Raw genomic sequence first — 24,644 nt, forward strand, 5'->3', positions numbered from 1 at the left:
GGAGGCGGCATGGACGACGAGGACTTCGAGGAGATGCTCCGCACCACCAGGCAACTGGTCAGGGAGTTCGTCGTGCCCGCGGAGGCGGAGATCGACGACACCGACCGCATGCCGCAGCACCTGAGGGACCTGGCGGCGCAGATCGGACTGTACGGCTTCGCGCTGCCCGAGGAGTACGACGGATTCGGGCTCAGCATGGCGCACGAGGCGCGGCTGGTCATGGAACTGGGCTATACGACCCCCGCCTTCCGGTCGATGTTCGGCACCAACAACGGCATCGCCGGACACGTCCTCATGCTCGGCGGGACGGCGGAGCAGAAGAAGGAGTACCTGCCGAGGATGGCCTCGGGCGAGTGGACGGCCTCCTTCGCCCTCACGGAGGACGAGGCCGGATCCGACCCGTCGGGACTGCGCACGACGGCCCGGCGGATCCCGGAGGGCTACTCGCTCTCCGGGACCAAGCGCTACATCACCAACGCCCCGGTCGCCGACCTCTTCATGGTCTTCGCCCGGCATGGCGACGCGGAACGTCCCACCGGGGACATCTCGGTCTTCCTCGTCCCCGCCGACGCTCCGGGCCTCTCCGTCGGTCCGCGGGACGCCAAGATGGGCCAGCACGGCGCCTGGACCGCCGAGGTGCACCTCGACGGTGTCGAGGTGCACGACCACGCCCTGGTCGGCGGTGCCGGCGGCAAGGGCCGCGGTTATCTCACCGCGATGGCCTGCCTGGCCCACGGCCGCCTGCACATCGCCGCGCTGTGCGTGGGCCTGGCCGAGCGCCTCCTGGACGAGACGACCGCCTACGCGCTGGCCCGCACCCAGTCCGGCCGTCCCATCGCCGAGTTCCAGCTCGTCCAGGGCCTGATCGCCGACTCCCAGACCGAGGTGTACGCCGGCCGCGCCCTCGTCCTGGCCGCGGCCGAGGCGTACGACCGCGGCACCGACACCCGGCTGGGCCCCTCGTGTGCCAAGTACTTCGCCAGCGAGATGGTCGGCCGGGTCGCCGATCGCGCCGTCCAGGTGCACGGCGGCGCCGGCTACATGCGCGGAGTCGCGGTCGAGCGCTTCTACCGCGACGCCCGCCTGTTCCGCATCTACGAGGGCACCAGCCAGGTCCAGCAGGTGGTCATCGCCAAGCAGGCGCTCAACGCCGCGCGGGATCGCGGTCCCTGACCGTGCCCGGAGGCGGGCAGGGCGGTTGCCACCGGCTCCTGTCGGCGGCAACCGCCCCGGACGTACCCGGACCCGTCCCACGCGGGACCGGGCGTCCGCCGCGGGCCGCCTACAGGAACAGATCCTCGGCGGCGTCGGCCATCGCGGCGTATCCCCTGTCGTTCGGATGGATGTGGTCGCCGCTGTCGTAGGCGGGCAGGAGGCGCGACGGGTTCGCCGGGTCGCGGATCACCGCGTCGAAGTCGGCCACCTTGTCGAAGCCTCCGGGCTTGCCGGCGGTCGAGCGCAGCCACTCGTTGACCTCGTCGCGCTTCTTCTGAGCTGTGGGGTTGTCGTAGATGTAGCCGCCCACCGGCGTCAGGGTCCCGCCGTAGGCCCGGAGGCCCCGCGCGTGTGCACGCTCGATGAGCGTCTGGTATCCCTCGATGATCTGCCGGCTGGTCACGTTCTCGCTCGGGTCGAGGAAGTCGGCCACGCCGATGTCGTTGATACCGATCTGGACCAGGACGTACTTGACGGAGGGTACGGACAGCACGTCCCTGTCGAACCGGTCCAAGGCCCTCGGTCCGATGCGGTCGTGCAGCAGCCGGCCGCCTCCGATACCGGCGTTGACCACGGCCAGGTCCCTGGTGGCGGACTGACCCGCCAGTTCGGTTGCCAGGTGGTCGGGATAGCGGTTGTTGGCGTCGGCGGTCGACTGCGTGCCGTCGGTGATCGAGTCGCCGAACGTCACCACGCCGGCCCTGGTCGCGTCCAGCACGTCGATGCGGCTCAGGAAGAACCAGCTCCCGGTGGCGCGGCTGACCGGCAGCGACGCCGCTCCGGCATGGTCACCCGCCGTCGAGACATAGGACGTCTGCCGTGCTTCGAGGTGACCCGTGGGGATGCCGGTCGGCTGCGGAAGGTGGAGGTCCACCGCCACGTCCTGCCCGGCGGGCAGCGAGAACAGCACGGGATCCGACGTGATCTCGGCACCGCGCGCCACGGTCACGGACGTCCGGCCGGCGAACGTCAGCGGGCGGACCGAAGACGTGTCCACGGCGGGCCCGGTGGTGCGGCGGGCGATCGTCGCCCGTCCGATGGTGAGCGGCCGGTCGCCGAAGGCGTTCGACAACCGTACGCGCACCGTCGAGCCGCCGGTGTGGGGATGCACGACGAGCCGCAGCGTCTGGTTCTCCAGCGAGGCGGCAGGCGGCATTCCGGGGATACCGGTGTCGCCCGGCTGTGGACTCGCCCCCCAGGCGCCCACCCACCCGGAGCCGGCCGCCGTGGCGGTGGGTACGCCGGCCGGGGCCGGGACGCCGCCTGCAACCACGAAGGCCGTTGCCAGGGCGACCAGCGCCGTCACCGTACGCCGCCACCTGCGTGGCGCCATGTCAGTCATGATCCGTTCCTCTCCGGGGGAGATCTGCCGGCACGCATGGACGAAACTTCGAATACTTGATTTCATATACAAATCTAGAGGTCCCTCGCGGCGGTTGGCCACCCTCATGCACCACCCCGCCGAGAATCAGGAGATCGCATGCGTGCGTTCCAGCTGACGCAGTACGCGGGCCCCGCCGGGCTCCGGCCGGCCGAGGTCCCCGCGCCCGAGCCGGGAGTGGAGGGCGTCCTGGTCGACGTACGGGCGATCGGCGTGAACTTCCCCGACCTCCTCATGACGAAGGGGCTGTACCAGTACCGCCCCGACCTGCCGGCCATCCCGGGCTGTGAAGTCGCCGGTGTCGTGGAGCGCGCCCCCGACGGCTCGGGCTGGACCGCCGGCGACCGGGTGGCGGGCTTCGTCTGGCACGGCGGCTTCGCGGAACAGGCGGTCCTCGCGCCGAACTCGATGGTGCGCATACCCGACGACGTCGGCTTCGCCTCGGCCGCCGCGATGGTCGTCAACTATCACACGGTCCACTTCGCACTCGCCCGGCGTGGACGGGTGCAGCGGGGCGAGACCGTGCTCGTGATGGGCGCCGGCGGCGGTATCGGCACGGCGGCGGTCCAGGTCGCCCTCGGTCTGGGGGCCTCGGTCGTCGCCGGCGTCGCCGACGAGGGGCAGGCCGAGATCGCACGGGCCGCGGGAGGGGCCGACGTGGTCGTGCTCGGCAAGGGATTCGCGGAGCGGGTCACGGAACTGACCGGCGGGCAGGGCGTGGACCTGGTGCTCGACCCGCTCGGCGACTGGCTCTTCGGCGAGGGGCTGAGGGCCCTCGCACCCGAGGGCAGGATCCTGGTCGTCGGCTTCGCCGCCGGGGGGATCCCCGAGGTGAAGGTCAACCGCCTGCTGATGCGCAACGCGTCCGTGGTCGGCGTCGCCTTCGGCGCTTTCCTGGAGCGCGCTCCCGGTCTGATGGCCGAACAGGGCCGGTCGCTGGACCGGATGACCGCCGCCGGCACCGTGCGACCGCAGATCGGCGCCCGCTTCACCTTCGAGGAGCTGCCCGACGCACTCACCCGTCTCGAGCAGGGGTCCATCCCGGGCAAGGGCGTCGTCGTGCTCTGAGCCCGATGGACGCCCACTCCCGCATCGTCGTGGTCTTCGAGGTAATGGAGGTGTCGTGCGCGAAGCCCCGCGGCCCTGGCAGAGGTGGTACCCGGCATCCGTCGAGGGCCGGCTCCCGGGCTCCTTCCCGACGCTGCTGTCCGCGTGGGACGAGCACGTTCGCCGGCGCCCGGACGCGCCGGCGGTCCACTACTTCGACGCATCGCTCAGCTTCGCCACGGTCGACCACACGGCCGACGCGCTGGCGTGCTGGTTCAGGGACCTGGGCGTCCAGCGCTCCGACCGGGTGGCCTGCTACCTCCAGAACGACCCGCAGTGGCTGGTCGTCATGCTCGCCGCGTGGAAGGCGGGAGCGGTCCCGGTGGCGGTGAACCCGATGCTGCGCCACGAGGAACTGGCCCATCACCTCGCGGACTCCGGCGCGGTCGTCCTCGTCTGCCTCGACCACCTGTACGGCGAGGTCGCCGCGGAGGTCGTCCCCCGCACGGCGGTCCGGCATGTCCTGACCACGCACCCGGTCGACATGACGCCCGGGGTGCGGATTCCCGGCGCGGTGGCCCGGCACGTACCGGACCGCAGCACGTTCGGCACGACCACCGGGTGGCGGGAGGTCGTCGCCCGCTACGGCGGACGCCGCCCCGAGGCCGCGGTGCCCCGGCCGGACGACGTGGCGATGCTGACGTACACCTCCGGGACGACGGGACGCGCGAAGGGGGCGATGAACCTCCACTCGGCGATGGTGCACAGTTCGACCGTGTACGGCACGTGGTGGGACCTGCGGCCCGGCCGGGACGTGGTGCTGTGCGTGGCGCCGGTGTTCCACATCACCGGGGCGGTCGCGGGCCTGGGCGCCGCCATCGTCGCCGGCGTCCCGGTGGTGCTGCTGCACCGCTTCGACCCGGAGGTGGTGCTGCGGGCCGTCGACCGGTGGCGCCCCACCTTCACCGTCGCTGCGAGCACCGCGTTCATCGCCCTGGTCAGCCATCCCTCGCTGCCCCGCTACGACGTGACCTCGCTGGCCAAGACGCTCTCCGGCGGCGCGCCCGTGAGCGCGGCGCTCGTGCGCCGCGTGCGCGACGCCACCGGCTGGACACTCCACGGCGTCTACGGGATGACCGAGACCACCTCACCCACGCACCTGGCGCCCCCGGGAGTGCCGCCGCCGGTCGACCCCGAGTCCGGGGCCCTGTCCGTCGGCATCCCGGTGCCCGGCTGCGCGGTGCGGATCGTCGACCCCGTCGACGGCCGGGCCCTGCCGCCCGGGGAGGCCGGCGAGATCGTCGTGTCCGGCCCCATGGTGGTGCCGGGGTACTGGAGGCTGCCGGACGAGTCCGCGCGCGCCGTTCGGGAGGGGTGGCTGCACACCGGAGACATCGGCAAGGAGACGGAGGAGGGCTGGCTGTTCGTGGTGGACCGGTTGAAGGACCTGATCAACGCCGGCGGCTACAAGATCTTTCCGCGCGACGTCGAGGACGTACTCCACCGGCATCCCGCCGTGCGCGAGGCGGCGGTCGTCGGTGTACCGGACGAGTACCGCGGCGAGACGGTGAAGGCGTTCGTCTCGCTCGTTCCGGGCCACCGCGTCGATCCCGGGGAACTGATCGCGCACTGCAAGGAGCGCATGGCGGCCTACAAGTACCCGCGCGACGTCGAGATCCTCGACGAGTTGCCGAAGAACGCCGGCGGCAAAGTGCTCAGGCGAGAACTCCGGGGGCGCTGAAGTGGACACCGGCCCGGACGCGCTGCGGCGCTGGCTCGACACACATGCCGGCGGCGGTGTCGGCGAGCTGTCCGTCGAACCTATCGCCGGCGGCCGGTCCAACCCGACGTACCGGCTGACCGACGGCCGCCGCCGCTGGGTGCTGCGACGCCCGCCGTTCGGCCACATCCTGCCGAGCGCCCACGACATGGGCCGCGAGCACCGCGTGCTGACGGCCCTCGCAGCAACCGGCGTGCCCGTGCCGCGGACCGTGGGTCTGTGCCGCGACGAGTCCGTGATCGGGGCCCCGTTCTACGTGATGGACATGATCGACGGTGTCGCCCTGCGCACCCGGCAGGACACCGCGCGGCTGACGGCCGGGCAGCGCGCCGGTCTGGCCGACGGGATGGTCGGCACGCTGGCACGGCTCCACGAGGTGGACCCCGCCGCCGTCGGGCTCGCCGGCTGGGGCCGTCCCGCGGGGTACCTGGAACGGCAGCTCCGGCGGTGGTCCGCGCAGTGGGAGGCGTCGGTGACCCGGCCGCGGCCCCAGGTCGCGGAGCTGCTGCGGCGGCTCGGCGCGACCGCACCCGGCTGCAGGCACCCGGGGATCGTCCACGGTGACTTCAAGATCGACAATCTGCTGGTGGACCGGGACGACCCGACGCGCATCCTCGGCGTACTCGACTGGGAGCTGTCGACCCTCGGCGACACCCTCACCGATCTGGGCATCCTGTGCTCCTTCTGGGACCAGGAAGGCGAGTTCCACAACCCGATCACCGCCGGAGCCACGGCGCTCCCCGGCTTCCCGACCCGCCAGGAGGTCGTGCAGGCGTACGCCGCCGCCCGGGATGTCGAGATCGAAGGGCTCGACTGGTACGTCGTCTTCGCCGATTTCAAGATCGCCGTCATTCTCGAGGGCATCCATGCCCGGCATCTGCCGGGCCACACGGACGACGCACGCTTCGAAGGTCTCGACGCGACGGTGGACGTGCTCCTCGACCGGGCCCTCGAACGCGCCTCCTGCTCGGTCGTCGCCGGACTGCGCGGGTGAGGACGCCGTGATCCGTGAGCCCAGTGCGCCGGCGCTCGTCGCCGCCGGGCCGGATGCCGATCTCCTCGACCTGCGGCCCTCACCGAGGGGGCTGCGACTCACCGAGAGACTCGTCGACTTCATGCACACCCACGTGTTCCCGGCGGAGCGCGCCTACGAGGATCACCGCGCGGCGGCCGGGCCGCGGGACCACAGCGTTCCGCCGGTCGTCGAGGAGCTGAAGACGCTGGCACGCGCACGCGGGCTGTGGAACCTCTTCCTTCCCGCCGTCTCCGGCCTCAGCCAGCTCGACTACGCGGGCCTGGCGGAGATCACGGGCTGGAGCATGCACCTCGCGCCCGAGGCGACGAACGGATCCGCCCCTGACACCGGCAACATGGAACTGCTGCACCTGTTCGGCACCGATGAGCAGAAGAAACACTGGCTGGTGCCGCTGCTGGCCGGGGAGATCCGGTCCGCGTTCTCGATGACCGAGAAGGACGTGGCGAGTTCGGACGCGACCACCATCAGGACCCGGATCGAGCGGGACGGCGACACCTATGTCATCAACGGCCGCAAATGGTGGACCAGCGGGGCGGCGGACCCGCGCTGCGCGGTGCTCATCGTCATGGGCAGGACGGACCCCACCGCGGCGCGGCACCGGCAGCAGTCCATGATCCTGGTCCCGGTGGGCACCCCCGGTGTCACGATCCTGCGCGATGTCCCGGTCTTCGGCCGCCACGACCAGCACGGCCACTGCGAGATCGTCTACGACGACGTCCGGGTGCCGGCCGGCAACCTGCTCGGTGCGGAGGGAGAGGGGTTCGCCATCGCCCAGGCCCGGCTCGGGCCGGGACGCATCCACCACTGCATGCGTGCGCTCGGCGCCGCGGAGCGGGCCCTCGCGCTGATGACCGCCCGTGCGGCGTCGCGGGTCGCGTTCGGCAGGCCGCTCGCCGAGCAGGGCGTGGTACGGCAGCAGATCGCCGAGTCCCGTATCGCCGTCGACCAGGCGCGGCTGCTGTGCCGGCTGGCGGCCCGGGCGATCGACGTGCACGGCAACAAGGCGGCGGGCCCGTACGTGTCGGCGGCCAAGGTGGCCGTGCCCCGGGTCACGCTCGACGTCGTCGACCGGGCCATCCAGGTCCACGGCGGGGCCGGCGTGAGCGACGACGTACCGCTGACGGCCATGTACGGCTGGCACCGGGCGATGCGGATCTTCGACGGTCCCGACGAGGTGCACCTGCGGACGATCGCCAAGGCCGAGCTCGACCGCTCCGCGGCCCCGTCCTCCGGCGATGCGTGAGGAGAGGCGACCGGTGCGATCGCCACACCTCGCCGGACGGACGTCAGCAGCGGACGATCTGGCCGCCGTCCGTCGCGAGGATCTGACCGGTGACCCACGCCGCCGCGTCGGAGAGCAGGAAGAGCAGAGCGCCGACGTGGTCGTCGGGCGTGCCGAGCCGCTTGATCATCAGCGAGTTGACCAGCGGCTCGAGGAAGGGCTCGGGTACGACGGAGCGCGTGGCGGCGGTGTCCGTCGGCCCGGGCGCTATCGCGTTGACCCGGATGTTGCTGCCGCCCAGCTCCGCGGCGAGGTTCACGGTGAGCGCGTTCAGCGCGGCCTTGGCTATCGAGTAGTAGCCGCCCGCCATCCAGGCGGCGGTCGACGACTGGTTCACGATCGCCCCGCCGCCGCGTTCGGCCATGGACGGGTAGCAGGCGCGTGCGCAGTGGAGCGCGCCGTTCAGGTTCACGGACAGGAAGCGGTAGTAGTAGTCGAGGTCCACGGTCAGCAGCGGTTCCGTCCTCATCCCGCCGTAGATGGCCGCGTTGTTGACCAGCAGGTCGATGCCGCCCCACGCGGACGTCACGGACTCGGCCATGGTGTGCGTGCTCGCGGGGTCGGCCACGTCGACCTTGACGCTCAGGGCGGTGCCGCCGCTCGACTCGACCTCCTTGGCGACACGGTCGGCCTGCTCGGAGTTGAGGTCCGCGACGGCGACCCGCGCTCCCTCGGCGGCCAGCGACTTGGCGTAGGCCTCACCGATCCCCTGCCCCGCTCCCGTCACGATGGCGATCCTGTCCTTGAAGCGCATGGTGCGGCCTCCTCGATTCCGTCCGGGCTCACGGGCCCAGATTTTGAATACTATATATAACATTTGCATGGCTGGGGAAAGGAGCCCACGGGTGCGCATCGGGATGCCGCTGGCCTACAGCGGCGGATTCACGCAGACCGCCGACCGGCTCGTCGACTACGAGCGGGCGGGGCTGGACGTCGTCCTGCTGCCCGAGGTCTACAGCTTCGACTCGGTCAGCCAGCTCGGCTACCTCGCCGCCAGGACCACCACGGTCGAGATCGCCTCCAACATCCTCAACATCTACTCCAGGACCCCCGCCCTGCTGGCCATGACGGCCGCGGGACTCGACTACGTCTCCGGCGGGCGGTTCACGCTCGGCATCGGCGCCTCGGGCCCGCAGGTCGTGGAGGGTTTCCACGGGCTGCCCTACCGGGCACCGCTGGCCCGCACCCGCGAGGTGGCCGAGATCTGCCGCAAGGTCTGGAGCCGGCAGCCGGTCGAGCACAGCGGTGCGCACTTCCACCTGCCGCTGGATCCCGAACACGGCGGCTCGGGCCTCGGGAAGCCGCTCAAGCTGATCAACGAGCCGGTGCGCCCACGCATCCCGATCGTGCTCGCCGCGCTCGGACCCAGGAACGTCGCCCTGGCAGCCGAGCTGTTCGAGGGCTGGGAGCCCATCTTCTACTACCCCGAGGGCGCCCGCGCGGCCTTCGCCGACGCCCTCGACGACGGCCTGGCCCGCCGCGACGCCGCGCTCGGTCCCCTCCGGATAGCCGTCGACACCCAGGTCGCGGTGACCGAGGACCCCGCCGAACTCCAGGCGGCGACGGACCGGGTCCGCGAACAGCTCGCGCTGTACATCGGCGGGATGGGCGCTCGCGGCAGGAACTTCTACAACGACCTGGCCCGACGCTACGGGTTCGAGGAAGCGGCCGAGAACGTCCAGGACCTCTACCTCTCCGGCCGCAGGGCGGAGGCGGCCGCCGCGGTGCCCGACGCCCTCGTCCACGGGGTCTCGCTGATCGGCCCCCTCGGCTGGGTCAAGGAGCGCGTCGCGGCATTCGCCGAGGCCGGCGTCACCACGCTCAACGCCAGGCCCCTGGCCGCCGGCCACGAGCGACGGGTACGCGACATCGCCCTGCTCAAAGAGGCCGGCGTATGACGGCCGACCCGCTCTCGGTGCCATAACACCCCCTCTCGCCGCGGACGTTACGGCACCGTCACCATCAGCGGAAGATTTCGGTGACATTTTGTCTGGACAGCCGACTGCTCGTATGGTCTGCTGTCGCCATGTCAGAAGACACAGTGGTTGATGACATACAGCGGGACGTACGGGTCGCCGTCATCGGAGCCGGCCTCTCCGGCCTCGCGATGGGGCTGCGGCTGCTCCGCAAGGGACTGCACGACTTCGTGATCCTCGAACGGGCCGCCGAGGTCGGCGGGGTCTGGCGGGACAACACCTATCCCGGAGTCGGCGTGGACACCCCGTCGAAGCTCTACTCGCTGTCCACGGATCCCAACCCCCACTGGTCACGGCTCTTCGCCACGGGGGACGAACTCTTCGACTACACCCGCCGGGTGACGGCGCGAAACAACCTGCTCCCCCACATCCGCTTCGAGCACCGGGTGGACGAGGCGCGCTGGAACGCCGGCGAGCGACTGTGGGCCATCGCCACCTCCCGGGGGGTCTACCGGGCGCGCTTCCTGATCAGCGCGGCCGGCGTGGTGGCCGATCCCAGCTACCCCGACGTGCCCGGGCTCGCGGACTTCCCCGGGGAGTGCTTCCACTCCGCACGCTGGAACCACGAACGCGACCTGCGTGGCCGCCGCGTCGCCGTGATCGGCACCGGCTCGTCGTCTGTCCAGTTCGTCCCGCTCATCCAGCCTCAGGTGGCCGAACTGCACGTCGTGCAGCGCACGGCGGCCTGGGTCAGGCCCAAGGCGGACAAGCCGGTATCGGAGCGGGCCCAGCGCCGCCTGCGCGGGACTCCCGGCCTGATGGCCGCCGAACGAGGACTCTTCTACCTCATCACCGAGGTACTCGCCGGCGCGCGCCGCCACCGGGTGCTGCGCAACGCATTCCAGAAGACCTGCCTGAAGCACCTCGACGCGCAGGTTCGCGACCCCGAGCTGCGACGCAAGCTCCTGCCCGACTTCCAGTACATGTGCAAGCGGCCGCTGATCTCCAATGACTACCTGCCCGCCCTGTGCGAGCCCAACGTCACGCTGCACACCGGCGGGCTCGTCGAGGTGCGCGGCTCCACCGTGCTGGCCGGCGACGGCACCAAGGCCGAGGTCGACACGCTGATCCTCAACACCGGCTTCGACATCGGCGTGACCAGCCCCATCGCGCAGCGCCTCCACGGCCGGGGCGGTGTGTCCCTGGCCGACTACTGGGGCGACGATCCCCGCGGCTACAAGGGGATCACGGTGCCGGACTTCCCCAACCTGTTCATGCTGCAGGGCCCGAACGCGACCAGCGGGGTCAGCTCCGCGCTGATGTTCAGCGAGGCGCAGGCCGGCTACATCGCCGACGCCCTGCAGCGGTTCGCCGAGGCGGACGTGGAGACGGTCGAGGTACGGCCGGAGCGGGCCGGCGCCTGGACCCGGTGGGTCCGGCGCATGTCGACGCGGACGGTCTACGAAGTGGGCGGCTGCCGCAGCTACTACCTCAACCGCAAGGGTGAGAACGTGGTCATGTGGCCCGCCTGGAGCGCGGGTTACCAGTTGCGCACCCGGCGCTTCGACGCCGGTGCGTACCGCCTGGGCCACGCCGGCGCCGCCCGCGTACCGGCGGAGGCGGCGACGTGACCCTCCCGCTGCGAGCCCGCCTGCTCACCGCACCGCAGCGGTGGTCGTCTGCCAGTACGGTCGTGGGCAAGTCCGCGGCCGACATCCCGGCGCTGCGTCGCCGGCTCACGCCTCCCCGGCGAGGACCGGCAACGTTGCTGACGGGCAGGGCGCCCGGGTCGGTGGTCGCGGACTGGATCGCGGCCGAGCTGCCGGGCCGCCGGCTGCGCGTACGCCGCTACCGTCCGCGGCAGGACGCCGGGGCACCGCGGCCGGTGCTCGTCGACTTCCACGGCGGCGGATTCGTGATCGGCGACCCCGCGCTCAAGGAGTGGTTCAACGCCCGGCTGGCCGCTCGTCTCGACGCGGTGGTCGTCTCCGTGGCCTACCGGCTCGCCCCCGAGCATCCGTTCCCCGCCGCCTTCGAGGACGCCGTCGACGCCGCGCGCTGGGCCTCTGTGACAGCTCCGTCCTGGGGAGGCGACCCGGACCGGATGGTCCTCGTCGGCGACAGCGCAGGGGCCAACCTGGCCGCGGGGGTCGCGCTGGCCGGGCGGGACGGCTCACGTCCCCGCTGGTGCGCGCAGGTGCTGCTCTACCCCCCGGTGGACCTGGCCGGCGACTATCCGTCCGCGGTGGAGCACGCGGTCACCCCCATGCTGACCCTCGCGGAGTCCGAGGCGTACCTCGCCCACTACCTGGGCGCGGCGGACAGGTCCGACCCGCGGATCTCGCCGCTGCTGGCACCCGACCACCGCGGCCTTCCCCCCGCGGTGATCATCGCCGCCGAGCATGATCCGCATCGCGACCAGGGGCCCGCGTACGCCGAGGTGCTGCGCGCCGCCGGCGTGCCGGTGCGGCAGACCACGTACGCGGGCGCCGCGCACGGCTTCCTGTCGGTCCCCCGCCTCTTCCCGGTCTCCCTGCACGCGCTGACCGAAGTGGCCGACGCCCTGCGCCGGCTGCTGCCACCGGCCGCCGCACCCGGCGCACGGCCGGAGGTCGCATGAGGCCCGCACCGCCCGGTTGGCAGACTTCCGCTGACAGCGCCGAGACGACCGACGGCGAGAGGCGACGAGCAGATGAGTCGAGACGTATGAGCAGGGAACGACGCCCCAGTATCCGCGAGGAACAGAAGAAGCTGACCCGAGAACGGCTCCTCGACGCGGCCGTCGAGGTGTTCGCCGGGCGCTCCGCGCTGGACACGAACATGGACGACATCGCCCGGGCGGCCGGCGTGGCCCGGGCGACCGTGTACGCGCACTTCACCAACAAGTCGGACGTGGTGCTCGCACTGGCACAGCGCCAGTACGCGCTCGCGGACGAGGTGTACGCCGAACTGGCGGCAATCGAACGCTGGACCCGCCCTGCCCTCCACACCTGGCTGGAGGGCGTCGAGGCGCGGTGGCGGGAGCAGGCCGCCAGCATCCGCGCACTCACGATGGCCGGACCGGCGCTCGCCTCCGACGGTGCCGCGGAGGCGCACGAGCGCTTCGTCACCAAGCTGGCGGACGACCGCGCACGGTGGCACGCGGTATCGCCGGCGGAGGCCCGGCAGCGGGTGCTGATGGCGCTCGGGCAGATCGAGTCGTTCTTCTCGGCCTGGGTCGTCGCCGACTGGAAGCCCGCCCTGGAAGAGCCGCTCGATCTGGTCACCGACGTCGTCTGCCATCTGCTCGCACCCGCCCTCGCCGAAGAGCCGGGGTAGTCACGGAGGGAACACCATGCGCGCTGCGATCTTCCACCGCGGGGAATTCACGGTCGGCGACTTCCCGTTGCCGCCGCTGCAGGCCGGGCAGATCCGGGTGCGCCCGATCGCAAACGGGATATGCGGCACCGACCTGTCGGCCTGGGCGCACACCGACGACTTCCTCGCCGCGGCAGCGGAGACGAACCAGGAGCTGTACCGGTTCGACGCGCAGCGCCCGGTGGTGTTCGGGCACGAGTTCACCGCCGAGGTCACCGCGCTCGGGCCCGGGGCGGAGGAGTTCGCCGTCGGCCAGGAAGTCTTCGTCCTGCCCGCGGTCTTCGACGACGCCGGAGCCCTGCACGGCGTGGGGTTCTCCAACCGCTACCCGGGCGGGATGAGCACGGACGTGATCGTCATGGCGGCGATGCACGTGCCGCTCGACGGCGTCGACCCGGTCCTCGCCGCCACGCTCGAGCCGGTCGCCACCGGGACGAACGGCGCTCGCCAGTCCGGTCTGCGGGAAGGCGGCGCGGCGCTGGTCACCGGTGCGGGGCCGGTGGGCCTGGGTGCGGTCGTCGAGTTCGCGGCGGCCGGCGCGCGCACGATCGTGGTCTCCGACCCCTCGGCGAAACGACGGGAGATCGCGCTGGCGTACGGGGCCACGGTCGCGGTCGACCCGCGCGAGAACGATCCCGTGGAGGTGTGGCGGGGGCTCGCGCCGGCAGGCGGCCGCCTGCACGTCGTGGAGGCGTCCGGAGCCCCCGGGCTGCTGACGGAGCTGCTCGGGACCGTCCCGCCGTACACCGTGATCGCCGTGGTCGGCGGAGCGACCGGGAAGGAGTCGCTGCGGCCGATCGCCGCGGTGATGAAGAACGTCTCCCTCGTCTTCGCTTCCGGCCCCGCGCACGGCGAGATCCGTTACGAGGCGGTGTGGCGGGCGTACGGGCACCTCCGCGAGGGCCGCTACGACCCGGCGCTCATGGTCACCGGCTACACCGGCCTGGCCGGTGTGCAGAAGGCGTTCGACGCACTCCGTCCCCGTGCCGGGGCGACCGAGCAGGTCAAGATCCTCATCCTGCCGGGCCTCGACACCGACGAGCTCCTCACCGCCGAGCAGGCCGGGTACGCATCGGCCGCAGCCGCCCGCGGGTGAGCTCTTCCGCACCTCGACAGAAAGGCGAGACCGTGCTTCATTTCGACGGCCAGGTCGCGGTGGTCACCGGCGCGGGCCGGGGCATCGGCGCCGCGCACGCCGCACTCCTCGCCGGCCGCGGGGCCAAGGTCGTGGTCAACGACATCGGGACCGCGATGGACGGCGCGGGATCCGACGCCACCCCGGCCGCACTGCAGGCCGAGCGGATCCGGCGGGCGGGCGGCAGCGCGGTGCCCGACACCTCGGACATCGCCACACCCGAGGGCGCCCAGAGCCTGGTGGACCGCGCGATCGGCACCTTCGGCCGCCTGGACATCGTGGTCAACAACGCCGGCATCTACTGGTACGACGCGTTCCCCGCCGTCGAACCGGCGCAGGTGCAGGCCCAGTTCGCCCTGCACGTCGGGGGCAGCTTCAACGTCACGCGCGCGGCGTGGCCGCACTTCGAGTCCGCGGGCTACGGCCGCGTCGTGATGACCACGTCCACCGGTGCACTCGGCTCCGCGACCCTGACGTCCTACGGATCGGCGAAGGCCGGCGTGATCGGGCTGGGCCGCGCCCTCGCCATGGCCGGCGAACCGCTGGGCGTCAAGGTCAACATGGTCGCCCCGATGGCCATGACCAGGATGATGAACGCGCACACCGGCGAAGCGGAAGTGCCCGACGACCCGGAACGCGCCCCGTCCCTCGTCTCACCGCTGGTGGCGATCCTCTGCCACCGCGACTGCCCGGTCAGCGGGGAGACGTACGTCAGCGGGATGCGCAGGGTGACCCGCCTGTTCATCGCCGAGACGCACGGATACACCCACCCCGGTCTCGACCTGACCCCGGAGCACCTGCTCGAGAACTGGGACGCGATCAGCGACCTGGGCCGGCAGGACCTGGCCAGGGACACGAAGTCCTGGGCGGCCACGAACAGGCGGCACCTGGGCGCCGCGACCGAGGCGGGCACACGATGAGAGGGGACGCCGCATTCGACGCCGTGGTGGTCGGGGCCGGCTTCGGCGGCCTGTACGCCCTGCACCGGCTGAGCGGCCTCGGCCTGGACGCGGTGTGCCTGGAGGCGGGCGACGGCGTCGGGGGCACCTGGTACTGGAATCGCTATCCCGGCGCGCGTGTCGACATCGAGAGCATGCAGTACTCGTACTCGTTCGACGAGGAACTCCAGCAGGACTGGACGTGGCCGGAGCACTTCTCCCCGCAGCCGGACCTGGAGGCGTACGCGAATCATGTCGCGGACCGGTTCGGGCTCCGCGAGAGGATCCGGTTCGGCACGCGCGTGAACCGGCTCGGGTTCGACGCGCAGACGTCCCGCTGGCACCTGGCCGCGGAGGACGGGTTCGCCGCCACCGCCAAGTACGTGATCGCGGCGACGGGAAGCCTCCACGCCCACAACGTCCCCGACGTTCCGGGCCTCGGCTCGTTCGGGGGAACCTGGCACCACACCTCACGATGGCCGGCCGAAGGCGTCGACCTGACGGGCAAGCGCGTCGGCCTGATCGGTACCGGCTCCACCGGAATCCAGATCGCGCCGGTCGCGGCGGAGTCGGCCGAGCACCTCACCGTGTTCCAGCGCACCCCGGCCTTCAGCGTTCCCGCCGTCCACCGCGCACTGGACGCCGCGTACGAGCAGGAGTGGAAGGCGCGGTACGCCGAGCGCCGCGCGACCATGCGCGCCAACCCGTCCGCCGTCTTTCCGACGGTCCCGCGCTTCGGCTCCGTCTTCGACCACTCCCCCGAGGCCCGGCAGGAGATCCTCGAGCGGGCCTGGTCGGCACGTAACGGGCTGCTCTTTCTGCAGGCGTTCACCGACACCATGGTGGACCCGGCGGCGAACGAGGTCGTGGCCGAGTTCATCCGCGGCAAGATCCGCCGGATCGTCCGCGATCCCGACGTGGCGGAGCTCCTCTGCCCGAAGACCTATCCCGTGGGGACCAAGCGGATCTGCATGGACACGGGCTACTACGAGACGTTCAACCGCGACAACGTGACGCTCGTGGACGTCCGCACCCACCCCATCACCCGGATCACGGAGTCGGGGCTGCAGACCACGAACGCCGCGTACGACCTCGACGTGATCGTCTTCGCCACCGGATTCGACGGTGTGACCGGCTCGTTCACCGCCATGAACGTCACGGGCCTGAACGGGCTCGATCTGCGCGAGAAGTGGGCGGACGGCCCGACGTCGTACCTGGGCCTGCTCGTGGCCGGCTTTCCGAACCTCTTCATGGTGCACGGCCCGGGCAGCCCGGGCGTGCTCGCCCAGATGATCACCGGGGGTGAGTGGCAGGTCGACTGGATCACCCGGTTCATCGACCACATGGAAGCCGAGGGCCACCAGCGGGTCGACACGACGACGGAGTGGGAGCGCCGCTGGGGCGCGGAGGTGGACGGAGCAGCCGACCACACGCTCTACAAGCGGGCCGACTCCTGGTACATGGGCGCGAACATCCCTGGGAAACCACGGGTGTTCATGATCTACGTCGGCGGCTTCGACCGCTACGTACGGCGCTGCACCGAGCAAGTCGACGCCGGATACGAGGGTTTCGTCTTCGACGGGACGGCCCGCACGGCCCCCTGATCTCCCGCGCCGTCGCACCCGGCACTGCCCGGCCCCCGTTGCCGAGGAGGCACGATGTCCTACGCGTACGATCCCGAGCTCGCCCCGTTGATCTCCCTGCTCCCGGTCTTCGGCCCCGCCGACCTGCCGACGCTCCGCGCCCAGTCGGTGACCGGAGACTCCGGGCCGCCGTACGACCCGCCCGTCCCCGTCGACATCCGGGACCGGACCATCCCGGGCCCCGCGGACGCCCCCGACGTGGCCGTGCGGGTCTACACCCCGGAGGGCGGAGGCGACGGGCCACGTCCCGGTGTTCTCTATCTCCACGGCGGCGGGTTCCTCTTCGGAGCCCCGCAGACGTTCGACGCCTCGACGACCCGTACGGCGGCGGAGGCCGGCGCGGTCGTGGTGTCGGTGGACTACCGCCTCGCGCCCGAGAACCCGTACCCCGCGGGCCTGGACGACTGCTACGCCGCACTGCTGTGGGTCGCGAAGTCGGCGACGGAGCTGGGCATCGACCCGGACCGGGTGGCGGTCTACGGCGAGAGCGCGGGCGCCGGCCTGGCCGCGGCCCTGACCCTCCTCACCCGCGACCGCGGCGGTCCGCCCCTGTGCTACCAGTACCTCGGCATCCCGGAACTCGACGACCGGCTCGACACTCCCTCGATGCGCGCCTACGTCGACACTCCGCTGTGGAACCGCCCGATGGCGGAGTTCAGCTGGGACTCCTACCTGGGCCCGGGGCGCCGCGGCGCCTCCGACGTCTCCGGGTATGCGGCCCCCGCCCGCGCGGGGGACCTCTCCGGCCTGCCGCCCGCAACCGTGGTCACCTGCCACTACGACCCGATGCGCGACGAGGGCATCGACTACGCGCAGCGTCTGGCGCAGGCGGACGTGCCGGTGGAGCTCAGGCTGTACCCCGGCACGTTCCACGGCTCGGTGCTGGCGCACGGGGCGGCGGTCTCGAAACAGATGATCGCGGAGGCTCTGGCCTCGCTGAGACGAGGGCTCGGGGTGTCCTCGGCGAACAGGGAGAGCTGACCGGCGGCAGCCCTGCTCGGCCACGGCGACCCGGTCACCCGCCACCGTCGGGGGGCGGTGCGTCGGGCAGGGTCGCCGCCACGCGCAGTGCGTGCTCGTCCGCGGTACCGAACGCGGTCTCCTGGACCCACGCCCGCTTGAGGTACAGGTGGGCGAGCACTTCCCAGGTGAAGCCCATGCCGCCGTGTACCTGGACGCAGGTGCGCCCGTTGGTGCCGGCGGCGTCGTCGGCGAGGACCTTGGCCGCCGCCACGGCCTCGTCCCCGGCCTCGTCCACGTTCCGCGCGCCGTCCTCGTCGAGGGTCAGCGCGGCGACGAGGACGGCGGCGCGGGCGAGGTCGACCCGGACCAGCGCCTCGGCCAGCAGGTGCTTGACCGCCTGGAACGAGCCGATCACGCCCCCGAACTGGACGCGCTCGGTCGCGTACCGCGTGGCGAGTTCGAGCGCCCCGCGCGCCACCCCCGTCTGCAGGGCCGCCGTGAGGAGCGCCCCCCGCTCCCGCCACCGCCCGGCGTCCTCGGCGGTGCCGATGCGCTCGCCGGCGCCCCGGTACTCGACGACGGCGGCCACCGGTGTGAGCGGGTCGAGGGGGGTCTCGGCGACCGCCGCCGCCACCTCGTCCACCGGGTGCAGGGTCAGTCCCGAATCCGCGACCACGACCAGGTGGGTGGCACCGGGCAGGTGCTCGGCCAGCGCCGCCGGATCACGTCCGTCCACCAGGGCGACCACGCGCTCACCGGTCAGGACGCCCGGCACGCGCTCTGCGGCCAGCAGGCTCGGCACCAGCGGGCCGGGCACGAGGAAGCGGCCCAGTTCCTCGCACAGGATCGCCGCGTCGGCCCAGCCGAGACCCATACCTCCGGCGCGCTCCGGGACGGCCACACCGAAGAGGCCGAGCTCCGCGAGCCTGCGCCACGCCGGCCGGTCGAGTGCCGGGGCGGACGCGGCGGCGCGCAGCCGCCCGGGGGTCCACTCCGCGGCGAGGAAGCCGACGAGGCCGGAGCGGAGATCGAGCTGATCGGGGCTCAGCGCGAGGTCCATCGGGGCTCCTTGGGCAGGCCGAGCGCGCGCTCGGCCAGGATGTTCTTCTGGATCTGCGAGGTTCCCGCGGCGATGGTGTACGCGAGGCTGGTGAGCCGGTCTTCGACGATACGGGCATTGTCCGCGCCGGGCAGGGCGCTGACCGACAGCGCGGCGCGGCCCAGTACGTGTGCGGCGAGGTCGCCGATCCGCTGCCGGTTCTCCGTGAACCTCAGCTTGAACACCGACGCGCCCTGCACCGGCACCCTCCCGGCGGACGCCTCGGAGACGTTCTTGCGGACGAGCGACCAGAGCCCCACGACCTCGGTGGTGAGGCGGCCGACGTCACGGCGCAGGCCGGGGTCGGCCCACAGTGGCTCCCCCCGGGGGCCGGGGGTCGTGCGCGCGATCCTGGCGATCTCGGTGAGGAGGTTGCGGGACTCGACGACGTCGGCGATGAACGCGGTGCCCCGTTCGAAGGAGAACGTCACCATCGCCACCCGCCAACCGTCGTGCTCGCCGCCGACCAGGTTCTGTGCGGGGACACGCACCTCGTCCAGGACCAGCTCGGCGAACTCGCTGCTCCCCACGGCGGTGCGCAGCGGTCTGACCTGGACGCCGGGGGTGTCCATCGGCAGGATGAGCCAGCTGATCCCCTGATGCGCCGGCGCCCGCGGATCGGTCCGTACGAGGAGTTCGCAGTAGTCGGCGACCTGGGCGAAGGACGTCCACACCTTGCGGCCGTCGACCACGTACGTGTCGCCGTCACGCACCGCCGACGTCCGCAGGGAGGCGAGGTCGGAACCGGCGTCGGGCTCGGAGAAGCCCTGGCACCAGATCTCCTCGCCCCGCAGGATGCGCGGCAGATGACGGGCCCGCTGCCGTTCGGTGCCCTCCGCGATCAGCGTGGGTCCGGCGTGCAGCAGGCCGACGAACCCGGCGCCGACGCCGGGCGCCCGCATGCGGGCGCTCTCCTCGAGGAAGATCAGTTGCTCGGTAGGTGACGCTCCCAGCCCGCCGTGCTCGGCGGGCCAGTCCACCCCGGCGTATCCGGCCTGGTGCAGCCGGCGCTGCCACGCGCAGTCGTAGGCCCTGCGGGCGCGCCAGTCGTCGCGGTCCGGCGCGGGCGGCAGCGTGGGGAGCGTCTCGGTGAGCCAGCTACGCAGCGACTCACGAAACCTCAGCTCAGCCTCGGTATAGCGCAGTTCCATAGCGGCTCCTCGCCTGCTCGCAGCGTGATCTGTGCACGTCCTTCGACCGCCTTACCAGCCACGGAACTCCGGGTCGCGCCGTTCCACGAAGGCGCGCAGGCCCTCCTGCCCGTCGACGCTGCGCATGTTGATCTCGGCGGCGAGCGCTTCGTGTGCGAAGGCCGTCCCGCGGTCTCCGTCCAGCGCCTGGTTGACCAGCCGCTTCCCGAGGCCGAGAGCCACGGTCGGCCCGGCCGCCAACCGCCTGGCCCACCTCGCCGTCTCGGCGGCCAGCTCCTCCGTTGGCACGATCTTGTTGACCAGGCCCATGCGGTGGGCGTCCGCCGCGGAGAGATCGTCGGCGAAGAAGATCAGCTCCTTGGCCCGCTGGGGTCCGACCAGCCGGGCCAGAAGGTACGCCCCGCCGCCGTCGACGACCAAGCCGCGCCGCGCGAACACCTCCACGAACTTCCCTCCCTCCACCGCGAGCACCAGGTCACATGCGTACGCGAGGTGGCAGCCTATGCCTGCCGCCGTCCCGTTCACGGCCGCGACGACCGGTTTCTCGCAGTCGAGGACCGCCGCGATCAGGCGCTGGGCCCCCGTCGCGACGGCCCGCGCCACCGATCCGGCCGGCTGCGCGGGGGCGCCCTGGGGCGGGTCGTCGCCGGCGGGCGAGGCACCCAGGTCCGCGCCCGTGCAGAAGTGCCGGTTGCCCGCGCCGCGTACGACCACCACCCGGACGCCCTGGTCGGCGCCGGCCTGTCCGAGCCTGTCGATGACGTGCTCGCGCATGGCGGGCGTCAGCGCGTTGCCCGCCTGCGGGCGGTTCAGAGTGAGCAGGGCGACACCATCTGCGCCGACATCCCAGAGCACGTCCTCCGTCACAGCGACCACCCCTCGCGTCGATTTGCATATTATATATACCACCGTTATCCAGCGACCCGCCCGACGCCGATTCACCCTTGCGGATCCGACTACGATGTTCCCGTTCACTCCCGCCCTTCGCGGGCGCACGCTCGGGAAACGAGCAGAGAGGTCAGCGACGCACCCATGACCCATCGCAGCCCCCGCGACGAGCGGCGCGCTCGGCTCCGGGAACTGGGCAGGGGCCAGATCCTGGACGTCGCCGAGCAGGTCTTCGCCAGGGAAGGCTTCCACGACGCGGCACTTCGGGAGATAGCCGAACTCGCCGAGTACTCCGTCGGATCGGTCTACACCTTCTTCCCGGGCGGGAAGGACGACCTGTACCGCGAGACCTTTCGCCGCCGCGGCGCGGAGTTCATGCCGCAGATGCGGAGCATCCTCACTTCCGGCGGCCAGCCGCGCGAGCAGCTTATCGCCCTGGCCGACTGGCAGGTGGGATTCTTCCGCGCCCACCGCAACTTCGGGCGGCTGGTGCTGCGCGGCGGCGCGATCGCGCCGCCGCTGGCCGAGCCCACCGGTGATCCGCAGATCACGAAGAACTTCCACGAGGCGCAGCAACTGCAGGCGGGCCTCTTCCTGCGCGGCCAGGACTCCGGGGACCTGGTCTCCGGCCCGCCTGCCGTTCTGGCCCTCATGTTCTCGGGACTTGTCGCCGCCTACCAGACGGCCGAGCTCACCGAAGCCGACGCGGGCGGGCCGCCCCTGCCGGTCGAGGACTTCCACGCCCTGCTCGCGAGGACCTTCTTCGCCGCGGAGTGATCCGTCTGCGCGAGGACCCGACGGACCCTGCACCGCTCCGGCTCCGGAACAGTTTCGACGAGTTCGTGCGCGCACCCTTGCGGCGAGCACTGAACCGTAGTTCACTCCGCTGAAATCTGGTTCATAGCCCGCACACGCTGGGAGAGTTCCATGAACCCCGAAGACCTGATCCTCATCAGCGTCGACGACCACGTGGTCGAACCACCGAGCCTCTTCGACGGCCGCATCCCGGCCAGGTACCGCGACCAGGCCCCGAAGGTGGTGCGCAAGGACGACGGCCTGGACGTGTGGATGTTCAACGGCACCGAGATCCCCAACATCGGTCTCAACGCCGTCGCCGGCCGCCCCAAGGAGGAGTACGGCGTCGATCCGACCTCGTTCGAGGAGATCCGGCCCGGCTGCTACGACATCCACGAACGGGTCAAGGACATGAGCGCCGGCGGGATGCTGGCGTCCATGAACTTCCCCTCCTTCCCCGGCTTCAGCGGCCGCATCATCGCGGCCGCCGACGACAAGGACCTCGCCCTCGCCGTCGTCCGCGCCTACAACGACTGGCACATCGACGAGTGGGCCGGCACCTACCCGGGCCGGATCATCCCGATGGCCCTGCCGATCCTGTGGGACGCCGAGGCCTGCGCCGCGGAGGTACGCCGGGTGGCCGCCAAGGGCTGCCGCTCCATGACGTTCACCGAGAACCCCGCGACCCTCGGCCATCCGAGCTTCCACAGCGACTACTGGGACCCGCTGTGGGAGGCGCTCAGTGACGAGGGCGTCGTGCTGTCGATCCATCTCGGATCGTCCGGCAAGCTCGCGGTGACGGCTCCCGACGCGCCCATGGACGTGATGATCACGCTCCAGCCGATCAACATCTGCCAGGCGGCAGCCGACCTGCTCTGGTCGCGAGTGATCAAGGAGTTCCCGCGGATCAGGTTCGCCCTGTCCGAGGGCGGCACGGGGTGGATCCCGTACTTCCTCGACCGCATCGACCGCACGTACGACATGCACCGGCTGTGGACCGGGCAGGACTTCGGCGGGAAGCTGCCCAGCGAGGTCTTCCGCGAGCACTTCCTCACGTGCTTCATCTCCGACCCGATCGGCATCAGGCTGAGGCATGACATCGGGCTGGACAACATCGCCTGGGAGTGCGACTACCCGCACTCCGACTCGACCTGGCCGGGAGCCGCGGAGGAACTCCTCACCGCGGCAGCAGACGTGCCCGACGACGAGCTCAACAAGATCACGTATCAGAACGCCATGCGCTGGTACTCCTTCGACCCGTTCGTGGCCGGCCGTACACCGCAGACCGCGACCGTGGGTGCCCTGCGCGCCGAGGTCGCCGGCCACGACGTCTCGATCAAGTCGCACGGCAAGGGGCGCAGCGGGCCCGGGACCTCCCTGGCCGAACTGGCCGCGAACGCCACGGCCTGACGCCGACGCGGGCTGCGGGGCCGCCGGGCCGTCCCCCGGCCCGGCAGCCCGCCCGCACACCCGGTCGCCGCCGTCCGGAAAGGTTGCCGGTCGACGAGGATAAGATATATAAAATAATCTCTGCCCTAGGAAGGCTCGATGTCCCAGACAGGCCGTGCCGACCGCCTGCTGATCGACGGCCGGCTGGTGTCCGCCTCCGACGGCGGCACGTTCGACAACGTCAACCCGGCCACGGAAGAGATCCTGGGCGCCACCGCGGACGCCACCGCGGCCGACCTCGACACGGCCGTCGCCGCCGCGCGCCGCGCGTTCGACACGACGCCCTGGAGCACGGATCCGGCCTTCCGCGTGCGCTGCCTCCGCCAACTCCAGCAGGCCCTGGTCAAGAACGCCGACAGGCTGAAGGAGGATCTCGTGGCGGAGATCGGCACTCCGGTCGTCCTGACCGGCGGACCCCAGTTCGCCACCCCGGTCGAAGGCATCGGCTGGGTCGCCGACCTCACCGAGCGCTACGCCTGGGAGACCGACCTCGGTGAGGCATCGGGCCCGGCCGGCCGGTCCCAGCGGTGGATCCGCCGCGAGCCGATCGGCGTGGTCGGCGCGATCACCCCCTGGAACTTCCCCACACAGATCAACCTCGCCAAGGTCGCGCCCGCGCTGGCCGCCGGCTGCACCGTCGTCCTCAAACCCGCGCCGGACAGCCCGTGGGCCGCGACGGCCCTCGGCCGGCTCGCAGCCGAGGAGACGGACCTGCCCGCCGGCGTCCTCAACGTCGTGGCCTCCTCCCGCCACGAGATCGGCCACCATCTCGCCTCCGACCCACGCGTCGACATGGTCTCGTTCACCGGTTCGACGGCGACCGGCCGGGCCGTGATGACCGCGGCGGCCGGCAACCTCACCAAGGTCTTTCTCGAACTCGGCGGCAAGTCGGCGCTCGTCGCCCTCGACGACGCCGACCTCGCGACCGCCGCCGTGACCGCGGCCTTCCACATCACCACCCACGCCGGCCAGGGATGCGCGATCCTCAGCCGGCTGCTCGTACCGCGAACCCGGTACGAGGAGTGCCTGACCGCCCTCGTGGAGACCCTGCGCGGCTGGCCCTACGGGGACCCGGCCGATCCGGCGAACCTCATGGGTCCGCTGATCAGCGAACGCCAGCGCCGGCGTGTCCTCGGCTACGTCGAACGGGGGGTGGCCGAGGGCGCCCGGATCGCCCTGGGGGGCGGGATTCCCGCGGACCCGCCCAAGGGTTGGTTCGTCGAGCCCACGGTTCTGGCCGATGTCGGCGAGAACGACACCGTGGCCCAGGAGGAGATCTTCGGACCGGTGCTGTCCGTGATCCCGTACGACGGCGGCGACGACGAGGCCGTACGGATCGCCGGCAACTCCGCCTACGGCCTGTCCGGCGGCGTGATCAGCGCCTCACCCGAGCGGGCGCGCGAGGTGGCCCGGCGGCTGCGGGTGGGAACCGTGTCGGTCAACGGCGGCGACTACTACAGCTTCGACGTCCCGTTCGGCGGCTACCGGCACAGCGGCATCGGCCGTGAGAGCGGGGTCGCGGGATTCGAGGAGTACCTCCAGATCAAGTCCATGGCCGAAGGGGTCTGA

Annotated in this window: 21 protein-coding genes; 16 read left to right on the plus strand and 5 right to left on the minus strand. The window is 71.7% G+C overall.

The annotated features are described in order from the left end of the window. Nucleotides 1-9 precede the first annotated feature (9 nt). Nucleotides 10-1,173, plus strand: coding sequence for an acyl-CoA dehydrogenase family protein (locus tag O7599_RS01415; protein WP_281620208.1), 1,164 nt, complete (start codon nucleotides 10-12; stop codon nucleotides 1,171-1,173). Nucleotides 1,174-1,282: 109 nt separating this feature from the next. Here the strand turns inward: O7599_RS01415 and O7599_RS01420 are convergent, their stop codons facing one another. After that, nucleotides 1,283-2,557, minus strand: a complete 1,275-nt coding sequence (locus tag O7599_RS01420; RefSeq protein WP_281620209.1) for an SGNH/GDSL hydrolase family protein — start codon at nucleotides 2,555-2,557, stop codon at nucleotides 1,283-1,285. A gap of 138 nt (nucleotides 2,558-2,695) precedes the next feature. Here O7599_RS01420 and O7599_RS01425 point away from each other — a divergent pair, with 138 nt between their 5' ends. The 4 genes from O7599_RS01425 to O7599_RS01440 all read left to right on the plus strand — a co-directional run bounded on the left by O7599_RS01425 (nucleotide 2,696) and on the right by O7599_RS01440 (nucleotide 7,702). Beyond that, nucleotides 2,696-3,664, plus strand: coding sequence for an NADPH:quinone oxidoreductase family protein (locus tag O7599_RS01425; protein ID WP_281620210.1), 969 nt, complete (start codon nucleotides 2,696-2,698; stop codon nucleotides 3,662-3,664). 55 nt (nucleotides 3,665-3,719) lie between these two features. Further along, nucleotides 3,720-5,384 carry an AMP-binding protein gene (locus tag O7599_RS01430; protein ID WP_281620211.1) on the plus strand — a complete coding sequence of 555 codons (1,665 nt, stop codon included), beginning with the start codon at nucleotides 3,720-3,722 and terminating at the stop codon, nucleotides 5,382-5,384. A 1-nt stretch (nucleotide 5,385) separates the two neighbouring features. Continuing rightward, a complete protein-coding gene (locus O7599_RS01435; protein WP_281620212.1) occupies nucleotides 5,386-6,417 on the plus strand; it encodes a phosphotransferase family protein in 1,032 nt (343 codons plus the stop codon). Nucleotides 6,418-6,538: 121 nt separating this feature from the next. Then, nucleotides 6,539-7,702: an acyl-CoA dehydrogenase family protein gene (locus tag O7599_RS01440; protein WP_348652618.1), complete on the plus strand. Its 1,164-nt coding sequence runs from the start codon at nucleotides 6,539-6,541 to the stop codon at nucleotides 7,700-7,702. A 43-nt stretch (nucleotides 7,703-7,745) separates the two neighbouring features. On the opposite strand, the gene O7599_RS01445 is transcribed toward O7599_RS01440, so the two are convergent. Next, nucleotides 7,746-8,495, minus strand: a complete 750-nt coding sequence (locus tag O7599_RS01445; RefSeq protein WP_281620213.1) for an SDR family oxidoreductase — start codon at nucleotides 8,493-8,495, stop codon at nucleotides 7,746-7,748. Nucleotides 8,496-8,586: 91 nt separating this feature from the next. On the opposite strand from O7599_RS01445, the gene O7599_RS01450 reads away from it, so the two are divergent. The 8 genes from O7599_RS01450 (at nucleotide 8,587) to O7599_RS01485 (ending at nucleotide 17,711) form a co-directional block, all read left to right on the plus strand. Then, nucleotides 8,587-9,639 carry an LLM class F420-dependent oxidoreductase gene (locus O7599_RS01450; RefSeq protein ID WP_281620214.1) on the plus strand — a complete coding sequence of 351 codons (1,053 nt, stop codon included), beginning with the start codon at nucleotides 8,587-8,589 and terminating at the stop codon, nucleotides 9,637-9,639. Between the two features lie 143 nt (nucleotides 9,640-9,782). Next, nucleotides 9,783-11,288 carry an NAD(P)/FAD-dependent oxidoreductase gene (locus O7599_RS01455; protein ID WP_281620215.1) on the plus strand — a complete coding sequence of 502 codons (1,506 nt, stop codon included), beginning with the start codon at nucleotides 9,783-9,785 and terminating at the stop codon, nucleotides 11,286-11,288. Nucleotides 11,289-11,422: 134 nt separating this feature from the next. Beyond that, complete coding sequence (locus tag O7599_RS01460) at nucleotides 11,423-12,277, plus strand: alpha/beta hydrolase (protein ID WP_281620216.1); 855 nt, start codon at nucleotides 11,423-11,425, stop codon at nucleotides 12,275-12,277. Nucleotides 12,278-12,363: 86 nt separating this feature from the next. Then, the gene (locus O7599_RS01465) at nucleotides 12,364-12,975 is read left to right on the plus strand and encodes a TetR/AcrR family transcriptional regulator (protein ID WP_281620217.1); all 612 of its coding nucleotides are present in this window, start codon (nucleotides 12,364-12,366) and stop codon (nucleotides 12,973-12,975) included. A gap of 16 nt (nucleotides 12,976-12,991) precedes the next feature. Continuing rightward, nucleotides 12,992-14,110 carry a zinc-binding dehydrogenase gene (locus O7599_RS01470; RefSeq protein WP_281620218.1) on the plus strand — a complete coding sequence of 373 codons (1,119 nt, stop codon included), beginning with the start codon at nucleotides 12,992-12,994 and terminating at the stop codon, nucleotides 14,108-14,110. A gap of 32 nt (nucleotides 14,111-14,142) precedes the next feature. Then, nucleotides 14,143-15,069, plus strand: a complete 927-nt coding sequence (locus tag O7599_RS01475; protein ID WP_281620219.1) for an SDR family NAD(P)-dependent oxidoreductase — start codon at nucleotides 14,143-14,145, stop codon at nucleotides 15,067-15,069. Beyond that, nucleotides 15,066-16,691, plus strand: a complete 1,626-nt coding sequence (locus O7599_RS01480; RefSeq protein WP_281620220.1) for an NAD(P)/FAD-dependent oxidoreductase — start codon at nucleotides 15,066-15,068, stop codon at nucleotides 16,689-16,691. The genes O7599_RS01475 and O7599_RS01480 overlap by 4 nt, the downstream gene beginning before the upstream one ends. 54 nt (nucleotides 16,692-16,745) lie before the next feature. Beyond that, entirely contained in the window at nucleotides 16,746-17,711 is a 966-nt protein-coding gene (locus tag O7599_RS01485) for an alpha/beta hydrolase (protein ID WP_281620221.1), read from the plus strand. A 34-nt stretch (nucleotides 17,712-17,745) separates the two neighbouring features. Here O7599_RS01485 and O7599_RS01490 read toward each other — a convergent pair whose 3' ends face one another. From O7599_RS01490 to O7599_RS01500, 3 genes are read right to left on the minus strand one after another with little or no spacing between them, the layout of a single operon-like run. Then, nucleotides 17,746-18,753: an acyl-CoA dehydrogenase family protein gene (locus tag O7599_RS01490; protein WP_281620222.1), complete on the minus strand. Its 1,008-nt coding sequence runs from the start codon at nucleotides 18,751-18,753 to the stop codon at nucleotides 17,746-17,748. Then, on the minus strand, nucleotides 18,738-19,943 hold the full coding sequence (locus O7599_RS01495; protein ID WP_281620223.1) for an acyl-CoA dehydrogenase family protein: 1,206 nt from the start codon (nucleotides 19,941-19,943) through the stop codon (nucleotides 18,738-18,740). Before O7599_RS01495 ends, O7599_RS01490 begins: the two co-directional genes overlap by 16 nt. A 51-nt stretch (nucleotides 19,944-19,994) precedes the next feature. Next, nucleotides 19,995-20,810, minus strand: coding sequence for an enoyl-CoA hydratase-related protein (locus O7599_RS01500; protein ID WP_281620224.1), 816 nt, complete (start codon nucleotides 20,808-20,810; stop codon nucleotides 19,995-19,997). Nucleotides 20,811-20,975: 165 nt separating this feature from the next. Between O7599_RS01500 and O7599_RS01505 the strand changes: the two genes are divergently transcribed. The 3 genes from O7599_RS01505 to O7599_RS01515 all read left to right on the plus strand — a co-directional run bounded on the left by O7599_RS01505 (nucleotide 20,976) and on the right by O7599_RS01515 (nucleotide 24,644). Further along, a complete protein-coding gene (locus O7599_RS01505; RefSeq protein ID WP_281620225.1) occupies nucleotides 20,976-21,608 on the plus strand; it encodes a TetR/AcrR family transcriptional regulator in 633 nt (210 codons plus the stop codon). Between the two features lie 150 nt (nucleotides 21,609-21,758). Then, on the plus strand, nucleotides 21,759-23,036 hold the full coding sequence (locus O7599_RS01510; RefSeq protein WP_281620226.1) for an amidohydrolase family protein: 1,278 nt from the start codon (nucleotides 21,759-21,761) through the stop codon (nucleotides 23,034-23,036). Between the two features lie 138 nt (nucleotides 23,037-23,174). Continuing rightward, nucleotides 23,175-24,644 carry an aldehyde dehydrogenase family protein gene (locus tag O7599_RS01515; RefSeq protein ID WP_281620227.1) on the plus strand — a complete coding sequence of 490 codons (1,470 nt, stop codon included), beginning with the start codon at nucleotides 23,175-23,177 and terminating at the stop codon, nucleotides 24,642-24,644.

Source organism: Streptomyces sp. WMMC500, assembly GCF_027497195.1.
GTDB lineage: Bacteria > Actinomycetota > Actinomycetes > Streptomycetales > Streptomycetaceae > Streptomyces.